We start from the raw sequence: 23,277 nt of genomic DNA on the forward strand, positions 1-23,277 counted from the left end.
TCATGCTCCGGGCGCCCCAACGCCGCGCGCCGTTCGCTCTATAGCGCAGTTCTTCCCGGCAATCCCGCGCGATGTGGAAGACTTCTCACAGCGCCGTCAGATCACTCATCAGGCCGGACGCCACCGACAGCCGGGACACGGTGATGTCGCCGCCCTCGGTCAGCGCCTGCAGCCGCTCGCGGATGCGTCCGACCCGTTCGCCGCCGGACTCCAACCATCCAGTCACCGGATCCGCCGCCTCGGCATGGCCGGTGAGTGCCGCCACGGCGATGCCGCGCCTGGCCGCCCCAATCGTGTCGGTGGCGCGGGAAAGGGCCAGCTGATCGTAATAATCCGAGGGCGTGATCGAGCGCGCCGCGTCCTCGACGCGCGGGATGCGGAAGACATCGCTGACTGCAAAGAACGCCTTGGCGGCAGCGACGATGCCGGCACTCGCCGTCCGCGCCGTCAGCGCGATGTCGGGGATGAGTTCCGCCACGTCGGTCAGCGCCAGCTGTTCGGCAAGACTCTCCGGCGCGCCGCCCTTCGACAGGCCGTGCCGCCGCTCCTCGATCCGCTCGCGAGAGAAGGCCGGCAGCAGCGACACGAGCTTCGGCTCCAACGCCTTGCGCGCATCCTGCAATTCGGTGATCCGCTGCCCGAGCGGCGCGGTGCCGGCATCGTTCTTCAGGTACCAGCCGCTGGTCACATAGATCAGCCGGCTGACCGCCTGATAGAGGTCGAGCTGGATCTGTCCGTCGATCTGGTTGTCGAGCGCGTCGATCTGCCGGTAGAGCGCCGGCAGCGCAAAGCCATCCCGCACCACGGCGAAGGTGCGCACGACATCGGCGGCACTGCGGCCAGTCGCTTCCTGCAGCCTGTTGACGAAGGACGGGCCGCCGCGATTGACCAGATCATTGGCGACGACACGGGCGATGATCTCGCGGCGCAGCCGATGGCCGTGGATTTCTCCCGCATATTTCTTCGCCATGCGATCGGGGAAATAGCCCATCAGATCACGGTCGAAATGCGGATCGTCCGGCACGTCGCTGGCGACGATATCGGAAAACAGCACGATCTTGGCATAGGCGAGCAGCACGCCGAGCTCGGCCCGGGTCAGCGGCTCACCGCGCGTCTCGCGCTCGGCAAAGGCCGCCGGCGACGGCAGCGCCTCGACGGCACGGTCGAGCAGTCCGCGCGCCTCCAGCGCCGCCATGAAGCGGCTCTGATGGGCGATGTCGGCGAGCCCGCGCTTACGGGCAAGGGACAGCGCCAGCGTCTGCTGGTAATTGTTGGACAGCACCAGGGCGCTGACCTCATCGGTCATCTCGGCCAGCAATTTGTTGCGCGCCGGCCGGGTCAGCGATCCCTTGCGCATGGCGGAAGCCAGCGCGATCTTGATGTTGACCTCGACGTCGGAGCAATTCACGCCGCCCGAATTGTCGATCGCATCTGAGTTGCAGCGGCCGCCATTCAATCCGAATTCGATGCGCGCCCGCTGCGTGACGCCGAGATTGGCCCCCTCACCGATGACCTTGGCACGCAGGTCGAGCGCGGTGATGCGGATCGCGTCATTGGCACGGTCGCCGACGTCCTGGTTGGTCTCGCCCGATGCCCTGACATAGGTGCCGATGCCGCCAAACCACAAAAGGTCTGCCGGCGCCTTGAGAATGGCACTCATGATCTCGACTGGCGTGGCCGTTGTCTTGCCGAGGCCGATCGCCGCAGCCGCGGGCGCCGGCAAGGTGATCGACTTCTGGCTGCGCGAGACGATGATGCCGCCCTCCGACAGCTTCGTCTTGTCGTAATCCTGCCAGCTTGAACGGGCGAGAGCGAACATACGCCGGCGCTCGGCCATCGAAGCCGCCATGTCGGGATCGGGATCGATGAAGATGTCGCGATGATCAAAGGCGGCGATCAGCCGGGTCTGCTCCGACAGCAGCATGCCGTTGCCGAACACGTCGCCCGACATGTCGCCGACGCCGACGACAGTGAACGGCGTGGTTTGGATGTCGCGGTTCATCTCGCGGAAATGCCGCTTGACTGCTTCCCAGGCGCCCTTCGCGGTGATGCCCATCTTCTTGTGGTCGTATCCGGCCGAACCGCCGCTGGCGAAAGCGTCGTCGAGCCAGAAGCCGTGCCTTTCGCTTATGGCGTTGGCGGTGTCCGAGAAGGTCGCCGTTCCCTTGTCCGCGGCGACGACGAAATACGGATCATCCTGATCGCGCCGCACCACGCCGGCTGGCGGGATGACGCCGTCCAGGCCGATATTGTCGGTGATCGACAACAGGCTGGAAACGTAATTCTTGTAGGCGGCCGTGCCGGCCTCGAAAATGGCGTCGCGCCCGGCGCTCATCGGCAGCTTTTTCGGGTAGAAGCCGCCCTTGGCGCCAACCGGCACGATCACCGCATTCTTGACCTGCTGTGCCTTGACCAGGCCAAGCACCTCGGTGCGATAGTCCTGCGCACGGTCCGACCAGCGCAGGCCGCCGCGCGCGACCGGGCCGAAGCGCAGATGCACGCCCTCGACCTCGGAGCCATAGACGAAGATCTCGCGCCATGGCCGCGGCGCCGGCAGCCCGTCGACCGATTGCGAATCGAGCTTGATCGCCAGTGATTGGCCCTTCTCTTTCGTATCGGCAACGAAATGATTGGTGCGCAGCGAGGCTTCGATCAGGTTCAGATAACGTCGGATGATGGTGTCGTCGTCGATGTTGGGAACGTCTTCCAGCGCATCCGTGATCTTGGCCTTCAGATGTTTGGCCTGAACGACGCCTTCCGTCTCATCCGTCGGGCCGAGGCGGGCGACGAACAGCGCATGCAGTCCGCGGGCGATCTCGGGATAGCGGTTGAGTGCGGCGGCGATGAAGTCCTGGCTCTGCGGGATACCGGCCTGCTGCAGATAGCGGCCATAGGCGCGCAGGACGGTGATCTCGCCCGACCACAGGCCTGCGGTCTGGGCGAGGCCGTTATAGCCGTCATTGTCGACATTGCCGCGCCAGACGGAAAGGAACGCGTCCTCGAACAGCGCGCCGCCATTGCCGAGGTCGATCGGCCTGCCGTAGCTGTTCTCAAGTTCCATGTCGTGGATGAAGACCATGCCGGATTGATTGTCGCCGACCTCGAAAGTACGCTCGCTGATGACGCGGAAACCGATGTTTTCCAGCACGGGCACGCGCCGCGACAGCGCCACCGGGCTGCCATGGTGATAGATTTTCAGCGCCGCCTGATGCGGCTTCTGGTCGGCGTGACGGTAATAGTCGATGGCGATCGGATTTGACGCATCGAGCCTGGCGATGCGCCCGGCATCGGCCAGCGCCACGGCCGGCGGGAAACTGTCGCGATAACTTTCCGAAAAGCGCGAGGCGATGGCCGTTAGCTTCGCGTCGGCCCCGGTCTCGGTCGCGGTCTCGCGCAGTGCATCGTCCCAGGTCCGTACGATGTCGCGAATCGCCGCCTCGATCGTCGCCTGCTCGACCTTCGGCGTCTTGCCGCCGGAGCGGCCGATGATGAAGTGGACGCGCGCCAGCCCGCCTTCCGGGAAGGCCGGATAATAGGCCGACAGCCGGCCTTCGAAGACGGTCTTCAGATAGGTGCCGATCTTCTCGCGCACGACGCTGTCGTAGCGGTCGCGCGGCACGAAGACGAGCACGGAGACGAAGCGGTCGAACTGGTCGACACGCACCAATGCCCTGACGCGCGGCCGCTCGATCAAGCCCAGTATGGCTTCGGCATGCTTGCGCAGGATCGGCACCGGAACCTGGAACAACTCGTCGCGCGGATAGCTCTCCAGCACGTTGATCAATGCTTTGCCTGAGTGGTCGCCGGGATTGAAGCCGGATTTGGCAATGACGGTTTCGGCCTTCGAGCGCAGATAGGGGATTTTCATCACCGAGCGCGTATAGGCAGTCGAGGTGAACAGTCCGACGATGCGCAGCTCGCCTGAAAGCACCCCTTTGCCGGTGTAGGTCTTGACGCCGATGTAGTCGAGGTAGATGCGGCGGTGCACCGATGACTTGGCGTTGGCCTTGGTGACGATCAGCGGTTCCGGCCCATGCAGGAAGGCGCGGATTTCCGGCGTCGTGCTCACCGCTTCGGTGCCACGCCTGAGCACCAGCACGTCGGGATCGGAAAGGATGCCGAGGCCGGGCTTTTCGGCACGCTCGAGCATGCCGCTCTTCTCGCCGCCGGTGTATTTGAATTCACGCATGCCTAGAAAGGTGAAATTGTCGTCGCGCAGCCATTCGAGGAAGGCGATCGCCTCGGTGACATGGGCCTTGTCGAGCGGCACCGGCGAGTAGCGGAATTCCGAGATCGCCTGGTCGAGGCGGGCAAGCATCGGCTTCCAGTCGATGACGGCGGCGCGCACCTGACCGAGCAGCTTCGTCAGGCGTGCGGAAAGGCCTTCGGCCTGCTCGGCCGAAAGGCGGCCGATATGGACATGGATGACGCTCAGCCGGTCATGGCTGTGCTCGCCCTTGGCATAACCGCCATCGCCGAGGATTTCCTCGACGCCGTTCTTGCCGTGCCTGACCACGATGACCGGGTGGGTAACCAGCAGCGGCTCGCCGGCGCTCTCTGTAATCTCACCGAGGACGGAATCGAACAGGAACGGCATGTTGTCGTTGACGACGGTGATCACCGTCATCGGCCGGCCTTGGCGGACGACACCGGAATCGACGTCTATGGCAACGACGCAGTCGTCCTTCTTGTGCCGGGCGACAGCGCGGCCGGCGAGTTCGGCAGCGCGTTCGAGATCGATGACGTCGTAGGCGGCGACATCTTCGGCCGGAGCTCGGGCCAGCAAGTAGTCGGCAAGCCTGCCGGGCTTTTCGCTGCCCTTGGCCGGACTCATCTTTTTCAACTGGCTTGCGGATTTCAGGCCGGCCATGAGCTAATTCCCTCCCGTCATGTTTTTACAACTATCGTAGCAGATGACGGGTATTTGGCGACAAAGGTTTGACGGCTTGCGACGAAATGTCGGAATTCACCGGCAGCCTGGCGGAAAACGAGGAGAAATCCCCTATGACAGACAAAATCACCGCGCTTGACCTCGCACCGGCGGAGCTGAGCGAAGCGACCAACGCCTATTTCGCCAAATGCCGGGAGAAGCTCGGCCTCGTTCCCAATGTGCTGCTCGCCTACGCCTTCGACGAGAAGAAGCTGCGCGCTTTCACCGACATGTACAATGATTTGATGCTGGGTGAATCCGGCCTGTCGAAGCTGGAGCGAGAGATGATCGCGGTGGTCGTCTCATCGGTCAACCATTGCTATTATTGCCTGGTTGCACATGGCGCGGCGGTGCGCCAGCTTTCCGGCGACCCGGCCTTCGGCGAGATGATGGTGATGAATTTTCGCGCCGCCGAGCTGTCAGACAGGCAGCGCGCCATGCTCGAATTCGCGGTGAAGCTGACCGAGCAGCCGGCAAAGATCGTCGCAGCCGACCGGGCGGCGCTGCGGCAAGTGGGCTTTTCCGACCGCGACATCTGGGATATCGCCTCGACTGCCGCGTTCTTCAACATGTCGAACCGGCTGGCATCGGCGATCGATATGCGGCCGAACGATGAATATCACGCGATGGCGCGATAGGGCACCGCGGTCGTATATATTAGCTACATCGCATTCTCGTTGCTTGTTTGCCGGTTTGGTCCGATGATCGGCATGCGGCATGACCGCATGCCGGTTCGATGCCGCCGATCAAAGGAGGAGAACATGGCGAAATTTCTCTACGTCTATCACGGCTCGGGCAAGATGCCGACCGAGGAGGCCGAACGGAAGGCAGCGATGGATGCCTGGAACGGCTGGTACGGCAAGCTTGGCTCAGCCGTGGTCGACGGTGGCAATCCAGTCGGCATGTCGAAGACCCTGCTGCCCGGCGGCAAGGTCGAGAACAATGGCGGCAGCAATCCGACCGCCGGTTACACCATCATCGAAGCGAAAGACATCGACGATGCCGTCCGCAAAGCCAAGGATTGTCCTATCCTGACGGACCCGGGTTTCAGCGTCGAGATCGCACCGATAATCGAAATGGGTTGACGCGGCGGCTCAAGACCGCGCCGCGATCGCCGCCGCAGCGCCGGCCATGGTGCCGGCGCTGACGCGGTTGGCGATCTTCATCGCCCGTTTGCTCCTCAAGAGCTTGCGCGCCTGCGATGCGGCGAGCACCCAGGTCAAATCGATGGCGACCAGCACCACGGCCATGGTCGCCGTCAGCTCGACCCAGCCGATCACGCTGACTGAACCGAGATCGATGATGGTCGGCAGCAGCGCCAGGTAGAACATCATGATCTTGGGGTTGCCGAGCGTTACCGCCATGCCGGCAAAGAACAGTCTGACGGGCGAATCTTCGCGCGGCAGCGAACCTTCTTTTGCCTCGACCGGTGCGGTCCACATCTTCCAGGCAAGCCAGGCGAGATAGACGACGCCAACCCATTTCACGACGACAAAGGCGAAGTGGAACGTCTGCGCCACCACGGCGAGGCCAAACACCGCCAGTGATAGCCAGATCGCTTCGCCGATCCACATGGCAAGCAGGAACGGAAACACGTCGCGAAACCCTTTTGCGATGACCCGCGCCACAAGTGCGGCAATCGACGGGCCCGGCGAGCCGGCGGCAACAAGCAGGGCGCCGGCAAAAATCAGAAGCGACGTGAAATGCATGACGCGGATCTCGTTAGAAATTTTTGGACGCTTCAACATAACCCAACTGTTCCGGCGACGGTAGCGTCCACCGAAAGAAGGCTTGTCGGCCAGGCACCTCGCGGCTAGAAGTGTCGTCTCGAAATCCTTTCCGAGCTTCACTTTGCCTACGTAACCGCCGGTCTCGCCAACTCCCCCGACACAGAGCAGGGCGTCGCAGTCGCGGTGCCTGTTTTCACATCATCTGTTCTTCAGGGTGGCGGTTCGAGACCGGTTTGGCACTGCTGAACCGCTGTCGCGCATAACCCGCGACACCTGATTTCCAACTGCCGCAGTCTCTCGCCACGCCGTGCCCGCAGGGGCATCTCGACATCGCCGATCTGACGAACTTCCCGACGGGAAGGGCTTTTCGGCATGCCTTCGATACTGCGTATCCGCTGGACGATCGCGCCCAAGACCGCACCGCGACCTCACCTCAACTGCAATCGCTGCGGCGGTCTGAAAGCCTATCGCTGCAGCGGCAAATTCCGGGTCAATGCCAATGGCAAACGCATTGATGCCTGGTTGATCTACCGCTGCATCGATTGCGACAATTCCTGGAATTTCGGCATTCTGGAGCGATGCAGTCGCCGCGATATCGAACCGGCAATATTGCAGGCGCTCGAACGCAACGATCCGGTCCTGGCGCGGCGCCATGCTTTCGATACTGCCGCACTGCGAAGCAGGATCGGGCGCGTCGAGGAGTTTCCTGAAGCCGCCGTTCATAAGCAGGTGCTCGGGGACAGGCCGGAAAACACCGCCGCCCTCGAACTCCAGCTCGAGCTCGAAATGCCGACAGCGCTGCGGCTCGACCGGTTGCTCGCCAACGAACTCGGTGTCTCGCGATCGCGGCTTCAGGTTTGGGAAGAGAAGCGATTGCTGGTGGTTGGTCCGGATGGGGCCAAAGCCTTGCGCAGGCCGGCCCGGGCGGGAACGGCGATCCGCATCGACCTGTCTAGCGATCCAGACCGGGACGGCATTATCGCGGCTGCCGGCGGGTAAGATAAAGGGAGGAAGCACGCACGTGCTCCCTCCCTCATAGTGGCTGAGAAAAGTGGCTTACGCCGCGCCGACCACTTTCGCCGACTTCTCGAAACGCTTGCGCTCGTTCGGGTCGAGATAGAGCTTGCGCAGGCGGATGGTCTTCGGCGTCACCTCGACCAGCTCGTCGTCCTGGATCCAGGCCAGCGCGCGTTCCAGCGTCATGCGGATCGGCGGCGTCAGTTTTACCGCCTCGTCCTTGCCGGCGGCGCGGATGTTCGTCAGCTTCTTGCCCTTGAGCACGTTGACTTCGAGGTCGTTGTCCCTGGAATGGATACCGATGATCATGCCCTGATAGACCTTGACGCCGGGGTCGATGACCATCGGGCCGCGGTCTTCCAGGTTCCACATGGCATAGGCCACCGATTCACCCTGTTCGTTTGAGATCAGCACGCCGTTGGTGCGGCCGGGCAGCTCACCCTTATAGGGTTCGTAGGCGTGGAACAGCCGGTTCATCACGGCGGTGCCGCGCGTGTCGGTCAGCAGTTCCGACTGGTAGCCGATCAGGCCGCGCGTCGGCGCGTGGAAGACGATGCGCTGGCGATTGCCGCCCGAAGGGCGCAGCTCGACCATCTCGGCCTTGCGCTCCGACATTTTTTGCACGACGACGCCGGCATGCTCCTCGTCAACGTCGATGACGACTTCCTCGATCGGCTCTAGCAATTCGCCGTTCTCGCCCTTCTGCATGACGACGCGCGGCCGCGACACGGCGATCTCAAAACCTTCGCGGCGCATCGTCTCGATCAGCACGGCCAGCTGCAATTCGCCGCGTCCGGAGACGAAGAACGAATCCTTGTCCGGCGATTCCTCGATCTTCAGCGCGACATTGCCTTCGGCCTCGCGCAGCAGGCGGTCCCGGATGACGCGGCTGGTCACCTTGTCGCCTTCGGTGCCCGCCAGCGGTGAATCGTTGACCAGGAACGACATCGTCACCGTCGGCGGATCGATAGGCTGCGCGTGCAGCGGCTCGGTCACCGACAGGTCGCAGAACGTGTCGGCGACGGTGCCTTTCGACAAGCCGGCGATGGCGACGATGTCGCCTGCCTGCGCTTCGTCGATGGGCTGGCGCTCGAGCCCGCGAAAAGCAAGGATCTTCGAGATGCGGCCGGTTTCGACCTGGGTGCCATCATGGTGCAGCACCTTGACCGCCTGGTTGGATTTCAGTGTGCCGGATTCGATACGGCCGGTGATGATGCGGCCGAGGAACGGATTGGCTTCCAGAATGGTGCCGATCATGCGGAACGGGCCAGGATGAACGGTCGGCGCCGGCACGTGCTTGATGACGAGGTCGAACAGCGGCGCCAGAGCCTGGTCCTTCGGACCTTCGGGGTTTTCGGAGACCCAGCCGTCACGGCCCGAACCGTAAAGGATCGGGAAGTCGAGCTGCTCGTCGGTCGCGTCAAGCGCGGCAAACAGGTCGAACACCTCGTTGACCACCTCGACGTGGCGGGCATCCGGCCGGTCGATCTTGTTGATGACGACGATCGGCTTCAGTCCGACCTTGAGCGCCTTGCCGACGACGAATTTGGTCTGCGGCATCGGCCCCTCGGCGGCGTCGACCAGCACGATGGCCGAATCCACCATCGACAGGATGCGCTCGACCTCACCGCCGAAGTCGGCGTGGCCGGGCGTGTCGACGATGTTGATGCGGGTGCCCTTCCAGTCGACCGAGGTCGCCTTGGCCAGGATGGTGATGCCGCGTTCCTTTTCGAGATCGTTCGAATCCATGGCGCGCTCGGCGACGCGCTGGTTGTCGCGGAACGAGCCGGACTGTTTCAGGAGCTGATCGACGAGGGTGGTTTTTCCATGGTCGACGTGCGCGATGATCGCGATATTGCGGATTTTCATGTTTTGGTCTCGGGAGCGTTGCAGGCAGCAGGCCAAAAGGCGCTGCCTCTTTCGGTTGGGCGGCTCATACAGGGTTTTTCGCAATTGCGAAAGAGGAGGCGAGTCACCAAATAAAGTCACCAAATCTTAAATGTCTTGGTGTGAAGTGGAATTATTAACCAAGGCGGAACCTTTCATGGTCCGGGCAGTTCGAATTTCATGATCGACGCAGGCAGCAGACTCCGGCCGATTTTGGCATGTAGCGCACTCGCCGTCCTCCTCGCGGCAGGCGCGGCGCAGTCGGCCGCGTCGTTCAAGGAGACGCGGACTGCCCTGCCGTCCGACAAGCGGTCGGCGGAGCAGCTTTTTGCCGATGCTCCCGATGGCGTCGACCCGGTGGTGACCGGGCCAGTCAGCGCCGCCTTCAAGCAAAGGCAGCAAAATGCCGGATGCGACAGCGCCGTCTGGCCCAACATTCCCGTCGTCTGCTATCCCGATTGATACACGTCCTACCCTCGGGCTGGCCCGAGGATAATGGTGCAGTCGCTCACGCCGACCGGACCGGATCGAGCGTGACCTTGTAGAGTTCGCTGTCGTCGCGATCCATCAGCCGCACCGTCAGCTGCTCTGTAGCGCCATCGATATCGACAAGTCCGAAGAACTGCAGGCCGGCCGACGGCGGCAGGTTCTGACCCTGCTCGGCAGTCGGTGCCTTGATGAACTTCAGCTCCGGGCCGAAGGTCATGTCGAAACCATTCGGTCCGAATGTGCCTGAATGGATCGGACCCGAAACGAATTCCCAGAACGGATTGAAGTCCTGGAACTGCGCCTTGTCCGGATTGTAGTAATGCGCGGCCGTGTAATGCACGTCTGCGGTGAGCCAAACGGTATTGCTGATGCCCGCGTTCTTTATATAGCGAAGAAGGTGGGCAATTTCCAGCTCGCGCCCCTTGGCCGGGCCATTGTCGCCATTGCTGACTGCCTCGGCCCCGACCTTCTTGGTACCGTCATTCCAGACCACGAGGCCGAGCGGCATATCGGCGGCGATGATTTTCCACGTCGCGTTGGAATTTGCCAGCTCACGCTTCAACCACTTAATCTGCTGTTCGCCTAGGATGCGCGATTGCGGCGTCATCGTCTCCTGCATATCCGGGCCGTTGGGGCCGCGGTAGGAACGCATGTCGAGGAAGAACACATCGAGCAGCGGCCCATAAGCGATCTTGCGGTAGACGCGGCCCGGCTCCGACAGTTCGTAGCGGATCGTCGTCATCTCGTGGAAGGCGCGCGCAGCACGTGCCGCCAGCACATGGATCGATTTTTCGGTGTAGCGGTCGTCGGCGGTCAGGTCCTTCGAGTCCGACCAGTTGTTAAGCACCTCATGGTCGTCCCACTGATAGAAAGTCGGGCAGATGGCACTGAGCGCAAGAACGTTCTTGTCCATCATGTTGTATTTCCACTGCGCCCGGTATTCGTCCAGCGTCTCGGCAACCTTGCGCTTTTCGTCGATCAGCACTGTGTTTTTCCACTTGTCGCCATTGGGCAGGTCGACCTCGTCCTTCATCGCACCATCGGCATAGACCGTATCGCCCGAATGCAGGAAGAAGTCGGGCGTGTGCTTGGCGATCGTGGCGTAGGTCTTCATGCCGGTCTCGTCGATGCCCCAGCCTTGGCCGGCGGTGTCGCCCGACCAGGCGAAACGAATGTCGCGCTTCGAGGCAGGTGCCGTGCGGAAGCGGCCGACGATCGGCTCCGAAACGGCGTTGATGTCGGCAAGATCGGCCGCGACCATGCGGTAGAAAATGTCCTGGTCGGAGGCGAGATCGGTAAGCAGCCGCTTCACCGTATAGTCGCTGGCCGGCGACGTATCGAGCGGCGCCAGGCGGACGGCATTGGCGAAATTTTCCGTCGACGACACTTCGAACATGACGCGCGACGGCCGGTCCGTGCGCGTCCAGACCATGCCGCTGGTCGCGTCGACATCGCCGGACTGAATGCCATGGGTGAAGGCCGGGCGCTGATTGGCGCGCGAGTAATAGGGAAGGGCGAGACCCGAGGCGCCGACCAGGCCAACGGCGCTGGCCGACGTGACGAAAGCGCGCCGCGTCATTGAAATCTTGTTCATGGCTGTCTCCTGGATGGCGTTGAACGTCGCCGCCAAGCTCCAGCTTCAATGTTTCAGGCACATTTCGAAACGATGAAGGTTTTCTGACATCAACAAGCGGGAAGGCTGGACCGCTCGGCGGCGAAGCTGCTGATCTCCCCCTTGCGGGTCCCTTGCGGGGGAGATGGCCGGCAGGCCAGAGGGGGGCGCTGTCCCGCCGACGTACAAATCAGAAAGAAATCAGACGGAGCAGCGGAGTTTGGGCAGAACATTGCGTAAAGTCGGAGGCTGGCGAACCTTCGCGCCCCCTCTGCCCTGCCGGGCATCTCCCCCGCGAGGGGGGAGATCGGCAATTTGGCCGACGGCATCTCTCCTGCAACGAGAAGCTATGCCGCCTGCGGTTCAGGATCGAACGCCGGGCGGCTGGTGTTGATCAGCAGCGAGATGCAGGCGGCGGCTATTGCCGTCATGCCGGCGATCAGGAAGGCAAGCTCGTAATTGCCCTGCAACTCACGCATAGTGCCACCGAAAAAGGCCGCTGTCGCTGCGCCGACTTGATGGCCGGCGACGATCCAGCCGAAGACGATCGGCCCGCTGCGGTCGCCGAACGCCTCGTTGGAAAGCCGCAGCGTCGGCGGCACTGTGGCGATCCAGTCCAGTCCGTAAAATACGGCGAAGATGATCAGGCTGGTCGCCGAGAAGCCGGAATAGGGCAGATAGATCAGCGACAGGCCGCGAATGCCGTAATAGATGCCGAGCAGCTTGCGCGGGTCGAAACGGTCGGTGAGCCAGCCCGACAGCGTCGTGCCAATAAGATCGAAGATACCCATCATCGAGAGCAGGCCCGCGGCCTGCACTTCGCCGATGCCCATATCGCCGCAAAAGGCGATCAGGTGCGTGCCGACCAACCCGTTGGTGGTGAAGCCGCAAACGAAGAAGGTGGCGAACAGGTACCAGAACACACGCGTACCGGCGGCGCGGCGCAACGTGCTCAGCGTATGCGCGAGGAAATTGCCTCGCGCGGCCGGCGGCGCGGGCGGCACATCGTCGAGCTCGGCGCCATAGCGGACCATGCCGATCGCGGCCGGACGCTCCGGTACCAGCATATAAACCAGCGGCACCAAGGCGGCGGTGGCCACGGCAATGGCAATAGCGACCGGCTTCCAGCCGCCAGACTGGGCGAGCGAGGCGAGCAGCGGCAGGAAGACCAGCAGCCCGGTGGCGCTGGACGCCGACATCAGTCCCATCACAAGGCCGCGATTGGTCTTGAACCAGCGGTTGACGATGGTGGCGCCGAGCACGGTGGCGACGGCGCCCGAGCTGATGCCGGAAAACACGCCCCAGGTGAGGAGCAGATGCCACGGCTTGGTCATCAGCAGGCTGAGCGCGGTCGATCCCGACATCAACAGCAGCGCGGCAAGCAAGGTGCGGCGCAGCCCGATCCGCTCCATCAGCGCCGCGGCAAACGGCCCAGTCAGGCCATAGAGGAAGATGCCGGTGGCCGCGGCCAGCGAGACGACGTCGCGCCGCCAGCCGAAACTATTCTCCAGCGGCAGCATCATGACTGCCGGCGCCGAACGCAGGCCCGCGGCGATCAGCAGGCAGAGGAAGATGACGGCGACCACGACGAAAGCGTAGCGCTGGCCAAACGGGCGGGATTGAGCTATCATGTTACTGACCGGTACGTTTCAGATGTGCGGAACATACGTACCGACCGGTAACATTGTCAACCAGGCAATCGGCAAACCAGACATGAAAAGCATTGAACCAACGATCAAGGAGAATGGCGCACCGCTGCCTCGCGCCGCCGAACGGATTCTCCAGGTGGCGCGCGACCTGTTCTACCGGCAAGGCATCAGGGCGATCGGCGTCGACGAGATCGTACGGCGTGCCGGCGTCACCAAGCCAAGCCTCTACCGCAGCTTTCCGTCCAAGGATGAGTTGGCCGCATCCTATCTTCGGCACTATGACCTCGAATTCTGGGAGCGCTTCGACGAGGCGGTGAATGCCCATCCCGGCGATGCGCGCGCGCAGATCGTCGCCTTCCTGACGCGTGTCGGCAAGCGCACGCAAAGGCCCGACTATCGCGGCTGCGGCATGACCAATGCCGCGGTCGAATATCCCGAACACGGCCATCCGGCCCGCGTCGTGAGCGAGGCCAACAAGCAGGAATTGCGCCGGCGCCTGCGTGCTATGGCGGCGGCGATGGGCGCCGGCGACGCCGACACGCTGGGTGACGGGCTGCTGCTCCTGATCGAGGGAGCCTATATCAGCGGCCAGTTGTTCGGTGCCGGCGGACCGGCGCAGTCGGTGGCCCGCAACGCCGATCTTCTGATCGAGGCAAGCTTGAGGAAATAGCGTTCCGTTTACCAGGTCACTGTGAGCAGCCTGACTTCGTCTAGGCTGCTGCTGAATTTGACGGTACGCTGCGGCAGCCCGAACGGAGTTGTCCGCCATGCGCGCTCTTTTGATCCCGCTTGTCCTCGCCGGTTTCTGCCAGGCGGCTCGGGCTGGCGACATATCCAGCGTCTATACCGATCTCGTCTGGGAGAAGGACTGCGTGACTTATGCCCAGGCGGAGGAAGGCGACGGCGACTGGGCCGACCTCGCCTGTTCGGGCTATGGCGGCTACCCGGTGATGGTTTCCTACGACGACGCGCGGGAATCTCTGTTCTACGGGTTTCCACCTGGCGACATGACCACGGTCTGGGAAAGCTTTTCCGGCCTCAACTCGGCTGGACCCAAAGTCGAGTGGCGTATCGAAACCAAGGGCGATATGGCCGTTCCTTTCGCAGTCATCCATCGTCGCTCGATCAGCGATAGCGAGGGCGAGAACAAGTCGACGGAAGTGCTGATCGTCGCCAAGGTTGCCCAGCCTGGCGCCCACGAAGGCTGCACGATCGCTCTTGTGCTCGCCACCGGCAATCCCGCCGCCAACGATCAGGCGCGCAAGCTTGCCGACGAGAAGGCACGCACCTTCGCCTGCGGCAAGGACAAGCGTGTGGTGATCGGCAACACGCCCGATTTCGGCCGCGTCGACAACTGACGATTTGCGCCCGTTAATTACTTGCGCTTGGCCCGCTCGATTGCCTCGACGATCATCTTCTTGGCATAGGCGGCATCGTACCAGCCCTCGATCTTGACCCATTTGCCGGGTTCGAGATCCTTGTAGTGCTCGAAAAAGTGCTGCACCTGCTGGCGGGTGATATCAGGCAGCTGCGTGTATTCGTGAACGTCCTCATAGCGCAAGGTCAGCTTGGGCGAAGGAACCGCGATGACCTTCTCGTCCTGGCCGGCATTGTCCTCCATCACCAGCACGCCGATCGGCCGCACATTGATGACGCAGCCCGGCACCAGCGCGCGTGTGTTGCAGACCAGCACGTCGATCGGGTCGCCGTCGCCCGACAGCGTGTGCGGTACGAAACCGTAATTGCCGGGATAGCGCATCGACGTGTGCAGGAAGCGGTCGACGAACAGCGTGCCGGCCTCCTTGTCCATCTCGTACTTGATCGGTTCACCGCCGATCGGCACCTCGATAATGACGTTGACGTCCTCGGGCGGGTTCTTTCCGCTGGCAATCGCTTCGATACGCATCGCTTTATCCCTCTCTCGATTGAAGATCGATAGCGGGCGACGGCGAATGGTGCAATGCGGCGAATGGTACTGGGGGATCGTCCGAACCGAAACCGGTCGGATCATGCGCTGGCCGTCATTCCCAGACGAAAGCGACCTTCTTCAGCGCCTTCTGCTCGAATATCTCGACGCCCTCGGCCACATCGCGACCGCCGGCGCCGGCATAGAAGGCAAGTGCGTTCTGATTGTCTTCCAGCGCCCACACGACCATGCCCTTCAAGCCATGGTCGGCCAGCCGTGCCCGTGCCGCCGAGAACAGCCGGCTGCCGAGCCCGATGCCTTGATATTCCGGCCGCAGGTAAAGCTCGTAGATCTCGCCCTGCTGCCTGAGTTCGCGGGCACGGTTCTTGCCGATCGTCGCGTAGCCGGCAATTTTGCCGCCGATTTCGACGACCAGGACGGTGGCGGCGCGGCGAATGGCATTCGCCCACCAGTCGGCACCGCGGCGGTTGATCATCGATGTCAGAGTGCGGTGTGGGATGATGCCCGAATAGGCGCCGCGCCAGGCCTCGAGATGCACGTCGGCAATGGCGGCTGCATCGCGCGGCTCGGCTTTCCTGATGTCGATGCTCAGCGTATTCATGATTGGTTAACCATAAACCCGCGGCGCCCGATTGCAAGAGTCCGGTCAGCCACTGCGATGCTTTCGCACAGCCGAACGGTGCGTCCTTGAGACGCTGCAAAACCGCCTTTAGCGAGATCAAATCTCGACCAGATGGTCGTCCAGTTCGTTGCTGTCGCCGGTCGACACCGGAAAATGCTCGGCCAGTACCGCACCGACCGCTTCGACCGCCCTGACGAAGCCGTCGGCAAGCCGATCGTCGCCGGCATGCGCCGTAAGGTCGCGGACGACACCGTCCCAGACATGCTGGCCGACACGAGAATCGATGCCGCTGTCGGCGACCACTTCAGCATAGCGCTCGGCGATCGAGACGAACACCAGCACGCCGGTGCGCGCCGCGGTGCGGTGGACGTTGCGGGCGAGGAACTGCTTCATCGCATTGGCGTGGGCGGCCTGGTAGCGCAGCCGCCTCGGCACCAAATGGATGCGCAATGCGGGCAATGCCCACAACAGGATGAGCACACTGGCAAGCGCCAGAAGCTCGGCTATGACGAAATGCGGCAAGCGGATCGACAGCCACCAGGCTTCCAGCCCGTAACCGACGGCGAGGCTGACGACGAGCATGCCGAGCATCGCCATGAAGGCGGCCGGGAAGAAATAGCCGTCGCTTGCATGCGCCACGACGCAGTAGATCTCGCCGTCGGTCTTTGATTCGGCAGCGCGGATCGCATCGGCGATGCGCTCATGATCCTCGGGGCTGATCGGTCGTGTTGCCATGATTGATGTCTCACCAGCTTCCTGAAGAACCGCCGCCGCCGGACGAACCGCCGCCGCCGGAAAACCCGCCGCCGGAACTTCCTGACGACCAACCACTGCCTGAACTTCCCGACGACCAGCCACTGCCGGACGAGGTCCCCGACGTCCAGGCACCGCCACCGGAGGGTGACGAACCTGGCCCGCGGCCGTAGCGGAACGTCATGCCCAGCCACTTGTACACGCCCGGCGACAGTTTCGTGCCGAAGATCGGCGGCAGGAACGCCATTGCCAAGCCGCCGAAGAACATCGTCGCCCACAGGATGATGAACAGCATGAAGATGGGATCGACAGGATTGTCATTCGCCGGATTGCGCTTGCCGCGCGCCTCCAGCTCTTCGGGATTGCCTTCCAGCACCATGATCATGTCGTCGACGGCCTTGCTGATGCCGCCTGAGAAATCGCCGGCACGGAAGGCCGGCACCATGTCGTTTTCGATGATCAACTTGGTGTGCAGGTCGGTCAGCGTGCCTTCAAGCCCATAGCCGACCTCGATGCGCATCTTGCGGTCGTTCGGCGCCACCAGAAGCAGGACGCCGTTGTTCTCCTTCGCCTGGCCGAGTTTCCAGGCGCGAAACAACCGGTTGGCGTAAGGCTCGATCTCCTCGCCGTCGAGGCTGGGAATGGTCGCGACGACGATCTGGTCGGACCCCTTGGTCTCGAAATCGGCAAGCTTCTGCGTCAGCGCCACCTCGGTCGCGGCATCGATGATGCCGGCATTGTCGACGACCCGTCCGGTCAGCGCCGGCAATTCGGCGGCGAAGGCCGCGAAGCCGAACAGCAGCACCGCTATGGCCAACAGCGCGGTGCCGGTCATTTTGATGAAACGGCCGGATTCCACCGGGCTGACGGCGTGTCTTGTCATCTCGTCACCAGCTTCCCGAGGAGCCGCCGCCGCCGGACGAACCGCCGCCGCCGGAAAACCCGCCACCGCTTGAACCCGACGACCATCCCCCGCCGGAACCTCCCGACCAGCCGCCGGACGACCGCCGGCTCGGCTCGAAGGTCATGCCCAGCCAGCGATAGCGGCCGGGACCGATCTTCTGGCCGAAGATCGGCGGCAGGATGGAGGCTGCGAGGCCGCCGAAAAAGATGATTGCCCAGATGGCTATGAAGATGGTGAAGAACAGATCGTCGCTGTTGAACGGCGGCTGCTGGTTGCGTTCGCCGCGCGCTTCCAGCTCTTCGGGATTGCCTTCCAGCACCATGATCATGTCGTCGAGGGCCTTGCTGATGCCGCCGGAGAAATCGCCGGCACGGAAGGCCGGCACCATGTCATTTTCGATGATCAACTTGGTGTGCAGGTCAGTCAGCGTGCCTTCAAGCCCATAGCCGACCTCGATGCGCATCTTGCGGTCGTTCGGCGCCACCAGCAAAAGCACGCCGTTGTTCTCCTTCGCCTGGCCGAGTTTCCAGGCGCGAAACAACCGGTTGGCGTAAGGCTCGATCTCCTCGCCGTCGAGGCTGGGAATGGTCGCAACGACGATCTGGTCCGAACCCTTGGTCTCGAAATCGGCAAGCTTCTGCGTCAGCGCCGCCTTGGTCGCGGCATCGATGATGCCGGCATTGTCGACGACCCGTCCGGTCAGCGCCGGCAATTCGGCCGCGAGAACGGTGAGAGGGAGGAGGAGAAAGCTTAGAACGAAGCCAAAAAAAATCCGGCCGGCATTTCTTCCCACCCCCCTCTGTGGGGAGATGGCCGGCAGGACAGAGGGGGGTGGGACGGAGTACAAGGCCAACGGGAACAGACCCGCTAAGCGCCGTTCACCCGCCCTGCTGCGTGCCGAAATCGACCTTCGGCGGCTGCATCTTGTCCTCCTCGATGGTGAAATTCGCAAACGGCTGGTTGCCGCGGAACCACAAGGTCGCCCAGATCACCGACGGGAAGGTCCTCAGCGTCAGATTGTACTCTCTCACCGCCTGGATATAGTCGCGGCGGGCGACCGTGATGCGGTTCTCGGTGCCTTCGAGTTGTGCTTGCAGCGCCAGAAAGTTCTGGTTGGCCTTGAGATCGGGATAGTTCTCCACCACCGCCAGCAGGCGCGACAGCGCGCTGGTCAGGCCGGCCTGGCTGTCCTGGAATTTCTTGAAGGCTTCCGGATTGTTCAGCGTTTCCGGCGTCACGGTCACCTGCGTCGCCTTGGCGCGCGCTTCGACCACGGCATCGAGCGTGTCCTTCTCGTGCGCGGCATAGCCCTTGACCGTGTTGACCAGATTGGGGATGAGATCGGCGCGGCGCTGGTATTGATTCAACACCTCGCTCCATGCGGCCTTGGCGTTTTCCTCAGCCGTCGGGATGGTGTTGTAGCCGCAGCCGGCAAGCAGCGGCAGCATGACGGCCATCACCAGGAACGCAGCTAAATTACGGAAGATTGGCGGTAAAGCAAGGCGCTGGACAAGCATGATAAGGTCCCCTCGATAGCATTGGCACGCGAAGCATTAGCACAATCCTTGCGCAAGAAAATGACTTCGGCCGAGAAGCGTTACTGGTTTCTACCATTCGCCGTCAGGCCCTGTGACAGACGAGGCGAACGGGTTAAGCTCGGGATGAAACGGGATATCACCATGGCGAAACGCCACGACAGCGACGCGGAATCGCGCCGCATCATCGAACGGGTGGCGCGCGAGACCGACCCGGGCGGCACCTCGTTCCTCGCACGAACCGCCAGAGGCGCGCGCGACCACGTCACAGCGGCCGATGCCGACCGATCGGACCCGATCGAATATTGGGGCACCCGTATTGGTCGGGCGGCAGGCTTGCTTATTGCCATCGGCCTGTTGATCTGGCTCGTGCTTTTCATCACCAGGGGCGGTTAGGACAAAGATCAATGAGCGCCGAAAAAGCCGACGCGCCGCGCGCGGTCATCGTCGTCTCCAGCCATGTCGCACGTGGCTCGGTCGGCAACCGTGCCGCCGTGTTTGCGCTGGAGACGCTGGGGTTTCCGGTTTGGGCGGTGCCGACCGTCATTCTGCCCTGGCATCCGGGGCACGGCCGGGCCACCCGCATCGTGCCGCCGCTGGACCAGTTCAAGGCGCTGATGACCGACCTCGAGCGCGCGCCGTGGCTGGGCGAGGTCGGCGCCGTGCTGTCCGGCTATCTCGGCGAGGCTGGCCAGGCCGAAGCCGTCGCTTCGCTGGTCGGCGCCGTCAAGGCGAAGACGCCGGACGCCCTCTATATCTGCGACCCGGTGATGGGCGATTCGGGCGGCCTCTACGTACCTGAGCCGACCGCAATCGCCATGCGCGACCGGCTGATGCCGATCGCCGATATCGCCACGCCCAACCGCTACGAGCTGGAATGGATGGCCGGAGCGCCGCTGCCCGACCTGAAATCGGCAATGGCTGCTGCCCTGCAAGCCGGCCCACCGGCCATGCTGGTCACTTCGGCACCGGCGATGATGGCCGGCGGCATCGGCAATTTGCTGCTCAACGGCAGAGAGGCGCTGCTTGCCGAACACCGGCTAATCGACAAGCCTCCGAATGGGCTCGGCGACCTGACGGCGGCCGTCTACCTGGCGCGCATCCTGTCCGGCCAAACGGCCGCCAAGGCGCTGCAATCGACCACGGCAGCGGTCTACGAGATCCTGGCGCGCACCGCCAAGCGCGGCGGCGACGAATTGCAGCTCGAGACCGATGCCCAGAGCCTGTCGCACCCGATGGCGATGGTGCAGCTTCGCCATCTCCTGCATCCGGGACGGGATCGCCGGGCGTGACGCAGGCCGAAGACGCCGTGCCCCAGGATGATGCGCCCAAGGGTGCTGCGCCCGACCATGTTGTGCCTGGGGATGTTGTGCCCGAGGATGTTGCGCCTAGGGATGTTGTGCTTGTCGGCGTCGACGGTTGCAAGACCGGCTGGATAGCCGTCCGCCGCGATTCCGGTGCCGCACCGTCGACAGCCGTTTTCCCAAGCTTCGCGGCGTTGCTCGACCAGCTACCCGTCAATGCAATCGTAGCGGTCGATATGCCGATCGGCCTGCCCGATTTCTCGCAAAGAGGCGGTCGCGGTCCGGAGGCGCTGGTGCGGCCATTTCTTGGCGCCCGGCAATCCAGTGTCTTTGCCATCCCCTCCCGCGCCGCGCTCTATGCGGAGATCGAAGCCTTCACCACGGTCGAAGCCTGGTACGCGGCACATCGCAGGGCAAGTGACGTGGCCAAGACGACCTCAGATCCGCCGCGCGGTGTCTCGATCCAGGCCTTCGGCATCTTTGCCAAGATCCGTGAGATCGATTCGCTGCTGATCGCGCGGCCCGAACTGCGCAGCCGCGTCTTCGAATCGCATCCGGAAGTTGCCTTCTGCAGACTGAACGGCGACCGGGCGATGCGTCTGCCGAAGAAGATCAAGGGCAACATCAATCCGGCCGGCATGGCCGAACGCAAGGCGCTGCTTGCCCGGCATGGTTATGGCCAGCATTTTCTCGACCAGAGGCCGCCGCGCGGCGCGGCCACCGACGATTTCCTCGATGCCGCGGCGATGATGCTGATTGCCGGCCGCATCGCCAGAGGCGAGGCAATGCCGTTTCCGGATCCGCCGCTCGCCGATCGTTTCGGCATTCCCGTCGCCATCTGGTCTTGAGGACCAGGGCTAACGTTTTAGGTGGCATGCGTCAGGAGCGTGATCTGAGCGCCTCGTTGAGCGCCCACATATCCTTCTCCTCGGGCGCGGTCTCCAATCCGAGCACGGGAATTTGCTTGCGCAAATGGTCGTGGTGGGTGCGCACGCCATATTCGAGATCGGAGAGGTAAAAACCTCCGAAGGCTTCTGACAGCATGGATTCGTTGGACCATATCGAAAGCTGTACATCTTCGGCCAGCGTGTCGCGGTCGATGCGGTAGGATAGGTAGCGGGCAGCCGCCTGCTCCCTGCTCTCGTCGCGATAGCGGTAGATGGCGCCGCGCAGCAGCGTCTCACCCGTCGACAGCGGGAACTCCTGATAGAACTGCACCGACTCCGGCATGATCGACAGCGCGTTGTTCGGGAAGATGCCGTAATAGATCCAGGCCTTGCGCAGGTGCTCCGGCAGTTGCTTCGCCTCGGGTGCGAGCTTGATGTATTGCGCGACGCTCCAGCGCCGTCCGGCATGCGGGTTGTAAGTGGCGAACGAGCGCGACACGCCGTTGACGAACGGCTCGTCGAAGTAGGTCGCGCCATAAAGATCCTGCAGCGCCGGATGCGCCATGGCGACGTGGTAGCCTTCATTGTCGACGTCGCGCACCGACTTCCAGTTGACCGGCGTCTTTTGGGTCCAGATGCCCCAGGACGGCACCATCTCGGCGACGCCGTAATGGGCAATCTCGGCTTCGATCGGCTTCAACAGCTCGGCCACGGATGGCTGCGGGCCACCCTTGCGGAAGCGGATGAAGATGAAGCCCATCCAGATTTCGAGCTCGAGCGGCATCAGGCCGAATTCGGTCTTGTCGAGGTCGGGGAAGGACCGCGGGCGGGCAGCGCCGCGCAACGTGCCGTCGAGATTGTAGACCCAGCCATGAAAGGGGCAGACCAGCGCATTCTTGCAAGTGCCTTGGCTATCGGCAACGACGCGACTGCCGCGGTGGCGGCACATATTGTTGAAGGCGCGCACCACGCCATCCTTGCCGCGCACGATCAGCGCCCGCTCGCCGACCACATCCATCGTCAGATAGTCGCCGGCGTTCGGCAGGTCGCAGACATGGCCGGCGATCTGCCAGTGATTGCGGAAGACGTGCTCTTTCTCGAGTTCGAGCAAGGCGTCGGAATGATAGCTCCAGCCCGGCAGGCCCCGCCGATCCCAATCGTTGGGGATTGCCACGTCACGCAGATGCGGGTTCATAAAAGGCTCTTATTTATTGAATGGCCGTTCAATACAAGCATATTTTCTGTTGAAATGCAATAGCTTGCGAGAATAGGGCGAATTCCCGACGCGAAACCGATCGGCAATTGAGAGCCGAGCTCGAACGATCGAAGCCGGGAAAATCCCGGGAATTCCGGGCGTTAATCCCCTTACGCTTGTTGAGCGCCCAGCCCTCCGTGGACCGGAAAAGTCGACGTGGATCCGGTGCCGTGGATAGCGGAAAACGAGCGCTGAATGTCACCGGTGCGGCCAGCTACGCATCGTCGGTTTGCCCCCGGAATGGCCGCGGGCCTGGTTTCATGCCGGTTACACAATCGTTAATCCATCATCGTTGGCCCGTTACAAGGTGCGGTTAAGTTCGTTTCAACAGGGAAAAGAAGAACACCGAAGGAAACGACGATGCCTACGAAAACCCAGATCACCGACAACGACCATCGCCTGCAGGGTCCGCAGCGCAACGACCGGCGCCCGAAGCTGGCGCTGCGCCAGCGCGCCAGCGATCACCCGATGGCGATGTTCCTGCTGCTTGCCGCTGCCGCGTTTGCCGGCATGGCGTTCACGCCGACCGTCGGTCCGGCCTTCGCCTCGCTGAACCCGCCGGTCAACCTCATCGACGGCGCGACGACCACGACCAAGACGGCGCGCCTGCCGATCCCGGACATCGATTTTGCCTGCAAGGGTCAGGCCTGGGGCGCCGAGAGCCTGGACTGCCTGCGCGCCATCGCTGCCCAGTCGGGCAAGGCACGGCCCGTCCGCATGATCGCCAACGCCGCCCCGCTGGCCGATACGCCGAACGTTTTTTGATCTTTTCGCGA

General features: G+C 63.0%; 22 protein-coding genes. 10 read left to right on the forward strand and 12 right to left on the reverse strand.

Features of this window, described 5'->3' with window-relative positions:
* Window positions 1-85: 85 nt before the first annotated feature.
* Window positions 86-4,870, reverse strand: coding sequence for an NAD-glutamate dehydrogenase (locus NKH63_RS07465; RefSeq protein ID WP_352814979.1), 4,785 nt, complete (start codon window positions 4,868-4,870; stop codon window positions 86-88).
* A 134-nt stretch (window positions 4,871-5,004) separates the two neighbouring features.
* Between NKH63_RS07465 and NKH63_RS07470 the strand changes: the two genes are divergently transcribed.
* Both NKH63_RS07470 and NKH63_RS07475 read left to right on the forward strand, forming a co-directional pair.
* Window positions 5,005-5,568, forward strand: coding sequence for a peroxidase-related enzyme (locus NKH63_RS07470; protein WP_023719735.1), 564 nt, complete (start codon window positions 5,005-5,007; stop codon window positions 5,566-5,568).
* 123 nt (window positions 5,569-5,691) lie between these two features.
* Window positions 5,692-6,015: a YciI family protein gene (locus NKH63_RS07475; protein ID WP_352494112.1), complete on the forward strand. Its 324-nt coding sequence runs from the start codon at window positions 5,692-5,694 to the stop codon at window positions 6,013-6,015.
* A 9-nt stretch (window positions 6,016-6,024) separates the two neighbouring features.
* On the opposite strand, the gene NKH63_RS07480 is transcribed toward NKH63_RS07475, so the two are convergent.
* Window positions 6,025-6,639, reverse strand: a complete 615-nt coding sequence (locus NKH63_RS07480; RefSeq protein WP_352480973.1) for a LysE family translocator — start codon at window positions 6,637-6,639, stop codon at window positions 6,025-6,027.
* Window positions 6,640-7,032: 393 nt separating this feature from the next.
* On the opposite strand from NKH63_RS07480, the gene NKH63_RS07485 reads away from it, so the two are divergent.
* Entirely contained in the window at window positions 7,033-7,659 is a 627-nt protein-coding gene (locus NKH63_RS07485) for a DUF1062 domain-containing protein (protein WP_352494111.1), read from the forward strand.
* Window positions 7,660-7,716: 57 nt separating this feature from the next.
* Here the strand turns inward: NKH63_RS07485 and typA are convergent, their stop codons facing one another.
* Window positions 7,717-9,546, reverse strand: coding sequence for a translational GTPase TypA (gene typA, locus NKH63_RS07490; protein ID WP_352917765.1), 1,830 nt, complete (start codon window positions 9,544-9,546; stop codon window positions 7,717-7,719).
* A gap of 198 nt (window positions 9,547-9,744) precedes the next feature.
* Here typA and NKH63_RS07495 point away from each other — a divergent pair, with 198 nt between their 5' ends.
* Window positions 9,745-10,026, forward strand: a complete 282-nt coding sequence (locus tag NKH63_RS07495; RefSeq protein WP_023719739.1) for a hypothetical protein — start codon at window positions 9,745-9,747, stop codon at window positions 10,024-10,026.
* Between the two features lie 46 nt (window positions 10,027-10,072).
* Here NKH63_RS07495 and NKH63_RS07500 read toward each other — a convergent pair whose 3' ends face one another.
* Window positions 10,073-11,647 carry an alkaline phosphatase D family protein gene (locus NKH63_RS07500; RefSeq protein WP_352494110.1) on the reverse strand — a complete coding sequence of 525 codons (1,575 nt, stop codon included), beginning with the start codon at window positions 11,645-11,647 and terminating at the stop codon, window positions 10,073-10,075.
* Window positions 11,648-12,012: 365 nt separating this feature from the next.
* Window positions 12,013-13,296 carry an MFS transporter gene (locus NKH63_RS07505; protein ID WP_352480977.1) on the reverse strand — a complete coding sequence of 428 codons (1,284 nt, stop codon included), beginning with the start codon at window positions 13,294-13,296 and terminating at the stop codon, window positions 12,013-12,015.
* Window positions 13,297-13,378: 82 nt separating this feature from the next.
* Here NKH63_RS07505 and NKH63_RS07510 point away from each other — a divergent pair, with 82 nt between their 5' ends.
* A complete protein-coding gene (locus NKH63_RS07510) occupies window positions 13,379-13,984 on the forward strand; it encodes a TetR/AcrR family transcriptional regulator (RefSeq protein ID WP_352917766.1) in 606 nt (201 codons plus the stop codon).
* A 97-nt stretch (window positions 13,985-14,081) separates the two neighbouring features.
* Window positions 14,082-14,672 (forward strand): hypothetical protein, encoded by a 591-nt coding sequence (locus NKH63_RS07515; protein WP_352494108.1) that lies wholly within the window; start codon window positions 14,082-14,084, stop codon window positions 14,670-14,672.
* Between the two features lie 17 nt (window positions 14,673-14,689).
* Here the strand turns inward: NKH63_RS07515 and ppa are convergent, their stop codons facing one another.
* From ppa to NKH63_RS07545, 6 genes are all read right to left on the reverse strand, one after another.
* Window positions 14,690-15,220: an inorganic diphosphatase gene (gene ppa, locus NKH63_RS07520; protein ID WP_023721304.1), complete on the reverse strand. Its 531-nt coding sequence runs from the start codon at window positions 15,218-15,220 to the stop codon at window positions 14,690-14,692.
* A gap of 115 nt (window positions 15,221-15,335) precedes the next feature.
* On the reverse strand, window positions 15,336-15,842 hold the full coding sequence (locus NKH63_RS07525) for a GNAT family N-acetyltransferase (RefSeq protein WP_023678138.1): 507 nt from the start codon (window positions 15,840-15,842) through the stop codon (window positions 15,336-15,338).
* Window positions 15,843-15,959: 117 nt separating this feature from the next.
* Window positions 15,960-16,598, reverse strand: a complete 639-nt coding sequence (locus NKH63_RS07530; protein ID WP_352494107.1) for a TPM domain-containing protein — start codon at window positions 16,596-16,598, stop codon at window positions 15,960-15,962.
* A 10-nt stretch (window positions 16,599-16,608) separates the two neighbouring features.
* Window positions 16,609-17,451 carry a TPM domain-containing protein gene (locus NKH63_RS07535; protein ID WP_352481111.1) on the reverse strand — a complete coding sequence of 281 codons (843 nt, stop codon included), beginning with the start codon at window positions 17,449-17,451 and terminating at the stop codon, window positions 16,609-16,611.
* A gap of 52 nt (window positions 17,452-17,503) precedes the next feature.
* Complete coding sequence (locus NKH63_RS07540; protein ID WP_502895830.1) at window positions 17,504-18,313, reverse strand: TPM domain-containing protein; 810 nt, start codon at window positions 18,311-18,313, stop codon at window positions 17,504-17,506.
* Window positions 18,314-18,398: 85 nt separating this feature from the next.
* Entirely contained in the window at window positions 18,399-19,037 is a 639-nt protein-coding gene (locus NKH63_RS07545) for a LemA family protein (protein WP_023721309.1), read from the reverse strand.
* Window positions 19,038-19,199: 162 nt separating this feature from the next.
* On the opposite strand from NKH63_RS07545, the gene NKH63_RS07550 reads away from it, so the two are divergent.
* The 3 genes from NKH63_RS07550 to NKH63_RS07560 all read left to right on the forward strand — a co-directional run bounded on the left by NKH63_RS07550 (window position 19,200) and on the right by NKH63_RS07560 (window position 21,207).
* Window positions 19,200-19,451 (forward strand): hypothetical protein, encoded by a 252-nt coding sequence (locus NKH63_RS07550; RefSeq protein ID WP_023721310.1) that lies wholly within the window; start codon window positions 19,200-19,202, stop codon window positions 19,449-19,451.
* Window positions 19,452-19,462: 11 nt separating this feature from the next.
* A complete protein-coding gene (gene pdxY, locus NKH63_RS07555) occupies window positions 19,463-20,347 on the forward strand; it encodes a pyridoxal kinase PdxY (protein WP_023721311.1) in 885 nt (294 codons plus the stop codon).
* A 107-nt stretch (window positions 20,348-20,454) separates the two neighbouring features.
* Window positions 20,455-21,207 (forward strand): DUF429 domain-containing protein, encoded by a 753-nt coding sequence (locus tag NKH63_RS07560; protein ID WP_502896312.1) that lies wholly within the window; start codon window positions 20,455-20,457, stop codon window positions 21,205-21,207.
* A 31-nt stretch (window positions 21,208-21,238) separates the two neighbouring features.
* Here the strand turns inward: NKH63_RS07560 and NKH63_RS07565 are convergent, their stop codons facing one another.
* Complete coding sequence (locus tag NKH63_RS07565; protein WP_352480981.1) at window positions 21,239-22,441, reverse strand: aromatic ring-hydroxylating oxygenase subunit alpha; 1,203 nt, start codon at window positions 22,439-22,441, stop codon at window positions 21,239-21,241.
* Between the two features lie 420 nt (window positions 22,442-22,861).
* On the opposite strand from NKH63_RS07565, the gene NKH63_RS07570 reads away from it, so the two are divergent.
* Window positions 22,862-23,266: a hypothetical protein gene (locus tag NKH63_RS07570; protein WP_352480982.1), complete on the forward strand. Its 405-nt coding sequence runs from the start codon at window positions 22,862-22,864 to the stop codon at window positions 23,264-23,266.
* Window positions 23,267-23,277 lie beyond the last annotated feature (11 nt).

Source organism: Mesorhizobium sp. M0960 (genome assembly GCF_040319055.1).
Classification (GTDB): domain Bacteria; phylum Pseudomonadota; class Alphaproteobacteria; order Rhizobiales; family Rhizobiaceae; genus Mesorhizobium.

Excerpts from the sequence above, each read along its gene's own strand:
- NKH63_RS07570 (WP_352480982.1), top strand. The coding sequence starts at position 22,862 with ATGCCTACGAAAACCCAGATCACCGACAACGACCATCGCCTGCAGGGT.
- NKH63_RS07505 (WP_352480977.1), bottom strand. The coding sequence starts at position 13,296 with ATGATAGCTCAATCCCGCCCGTTTGGCCAGCGCTACGCTTTCGTCGTG.
- NKH63_RS07545 (WP_023721309.1), bottom strand. The coding sequence starts at position 19,037 with ATGCTTGTCCAGCGCCTTGCTTTACCGCCAATCTTCCGTAATTTAGCT.
- NKH63_RS07510 (WP_352917766.1), top strand. The coding sequence starts at position 13,379 with ATGAAAAGCATTGAACCAACGATCAAGGAGAATGGCGCACCGCTGCCT.
- NKH63_RS07495 (WP_023719739.1), top strand. The coding sequence starts at position 9,745 with ATGATCGACGCAGGCAGCAGACTCCGGCCGATTTTGGCATGTAGCGCA.
- pdxY (WP_023721311.1), top strand. The coding sequence starts at position 19,463 with ATGAGCGCCGAAAAAGCCGACGCGCCGCGCGCGGTCATCGTCGTCTCC.
- NKH63_RS07565 (WP_352480981.1), bottom strand. The coding sequence starts at position 22,441 with ATGAACCCGCATCTGCGTGACGTGGCAATCCCCAACGATTGGGATCGG.
- NKH63_RS07535 (WP_352481111.1), bottom strand. The coding sequence starts at position 17,451 with ATGACCGGCACCGCGCTGTTGGCCATAGCGGTGCTGCTGTTCGGCTTC.
- NKH63_RS07475 (WP_352494112.1), top strand. The coding sequence starts at position 5,692 with ATGGCGAAATTTCTCTACGTCTATCACGGCTCGGGCAAGATGCCGACC.
- NKH63_RS07515 (WP_352494108.1), top strand. The coding sequence starts at position 14,082 with ATGCGCGCTCTTTTGATCCCGCTTGTCCTCGCCGGTTTCTGCCAGGCG.
- NKH63_RS07550 (WP_023721310.1), top strand. The coding sequence starts at position 19,200 with ATGGCGAAACGCCACGACAGCGACGCGGAATCGCGCCGCATCATCGAA.
- NKH63_RS07470 (WP_023719735.1), top strand. The coding sequence starts at position 5,005 with ATGACAGACAAAATCACCGCGCTTGACCTCGCACCGGCGGAGCTGAGC.
- NKH63_RS07530 (WP_352494107.1), bottom strand. The coding sequence starts at position 16,598 with ATGGCAACACGACCGATCAGCCCCGAGGATCATGAGCGCATCGCCGAT.
- NKH63_RS07500 (WP_352494110.1), bottom strand. The coding sequence starts at position 11,647 with ATGAACAAGATTTCAATGACGCGGCGCGCTTTCGTCACGTCGGCCAGC.
- NKH63_RS07485 (WP_352494111.1), top strand. The coding sequence starts at position 7,033 with ATGCCTTCGATACTGCGTATCCGCTGGACGATCGCGCCCAAGACCGCA.
- NKH63_RS07465 (WP_352814979.1), bottom strand. The coding sequence starts at position 4,870 with ATGGCCGGCCTGAAATCCGCAAGCCAGTTGAAAAAGATGAGTCCGGCC.
- typA (WP_352917765.1), bottom strand. The coding sequence starts at position 9,546 with ATGAAAATCCGCAATATCGCGATCATCGCGCACGTCGACCATGGAAAA.
- NKH63_RS07525 (WP_023678138.1), bottom strand. The coding sequence starts at position 15,842 with ATGAATACGCTGAGCATCGACATCAGGAAAGCCGAGCCGCGCGATGCA.
- NKH63_RS07480 (WP_352480973.1), bottom strand. The coding sequence starts at position 6,639 with ATGCATTTCACGTCGCTTCTGATTTTTGCCGGCGCCCTGCTTGTTGCC.
- ppa (WP_023721304.1), bottom strand. The coding sequence starts at position 15,220 with ATGCGTATCGAAGCGATTGCCAGCGGAAAGAACCCGCCCGAGGACGTC.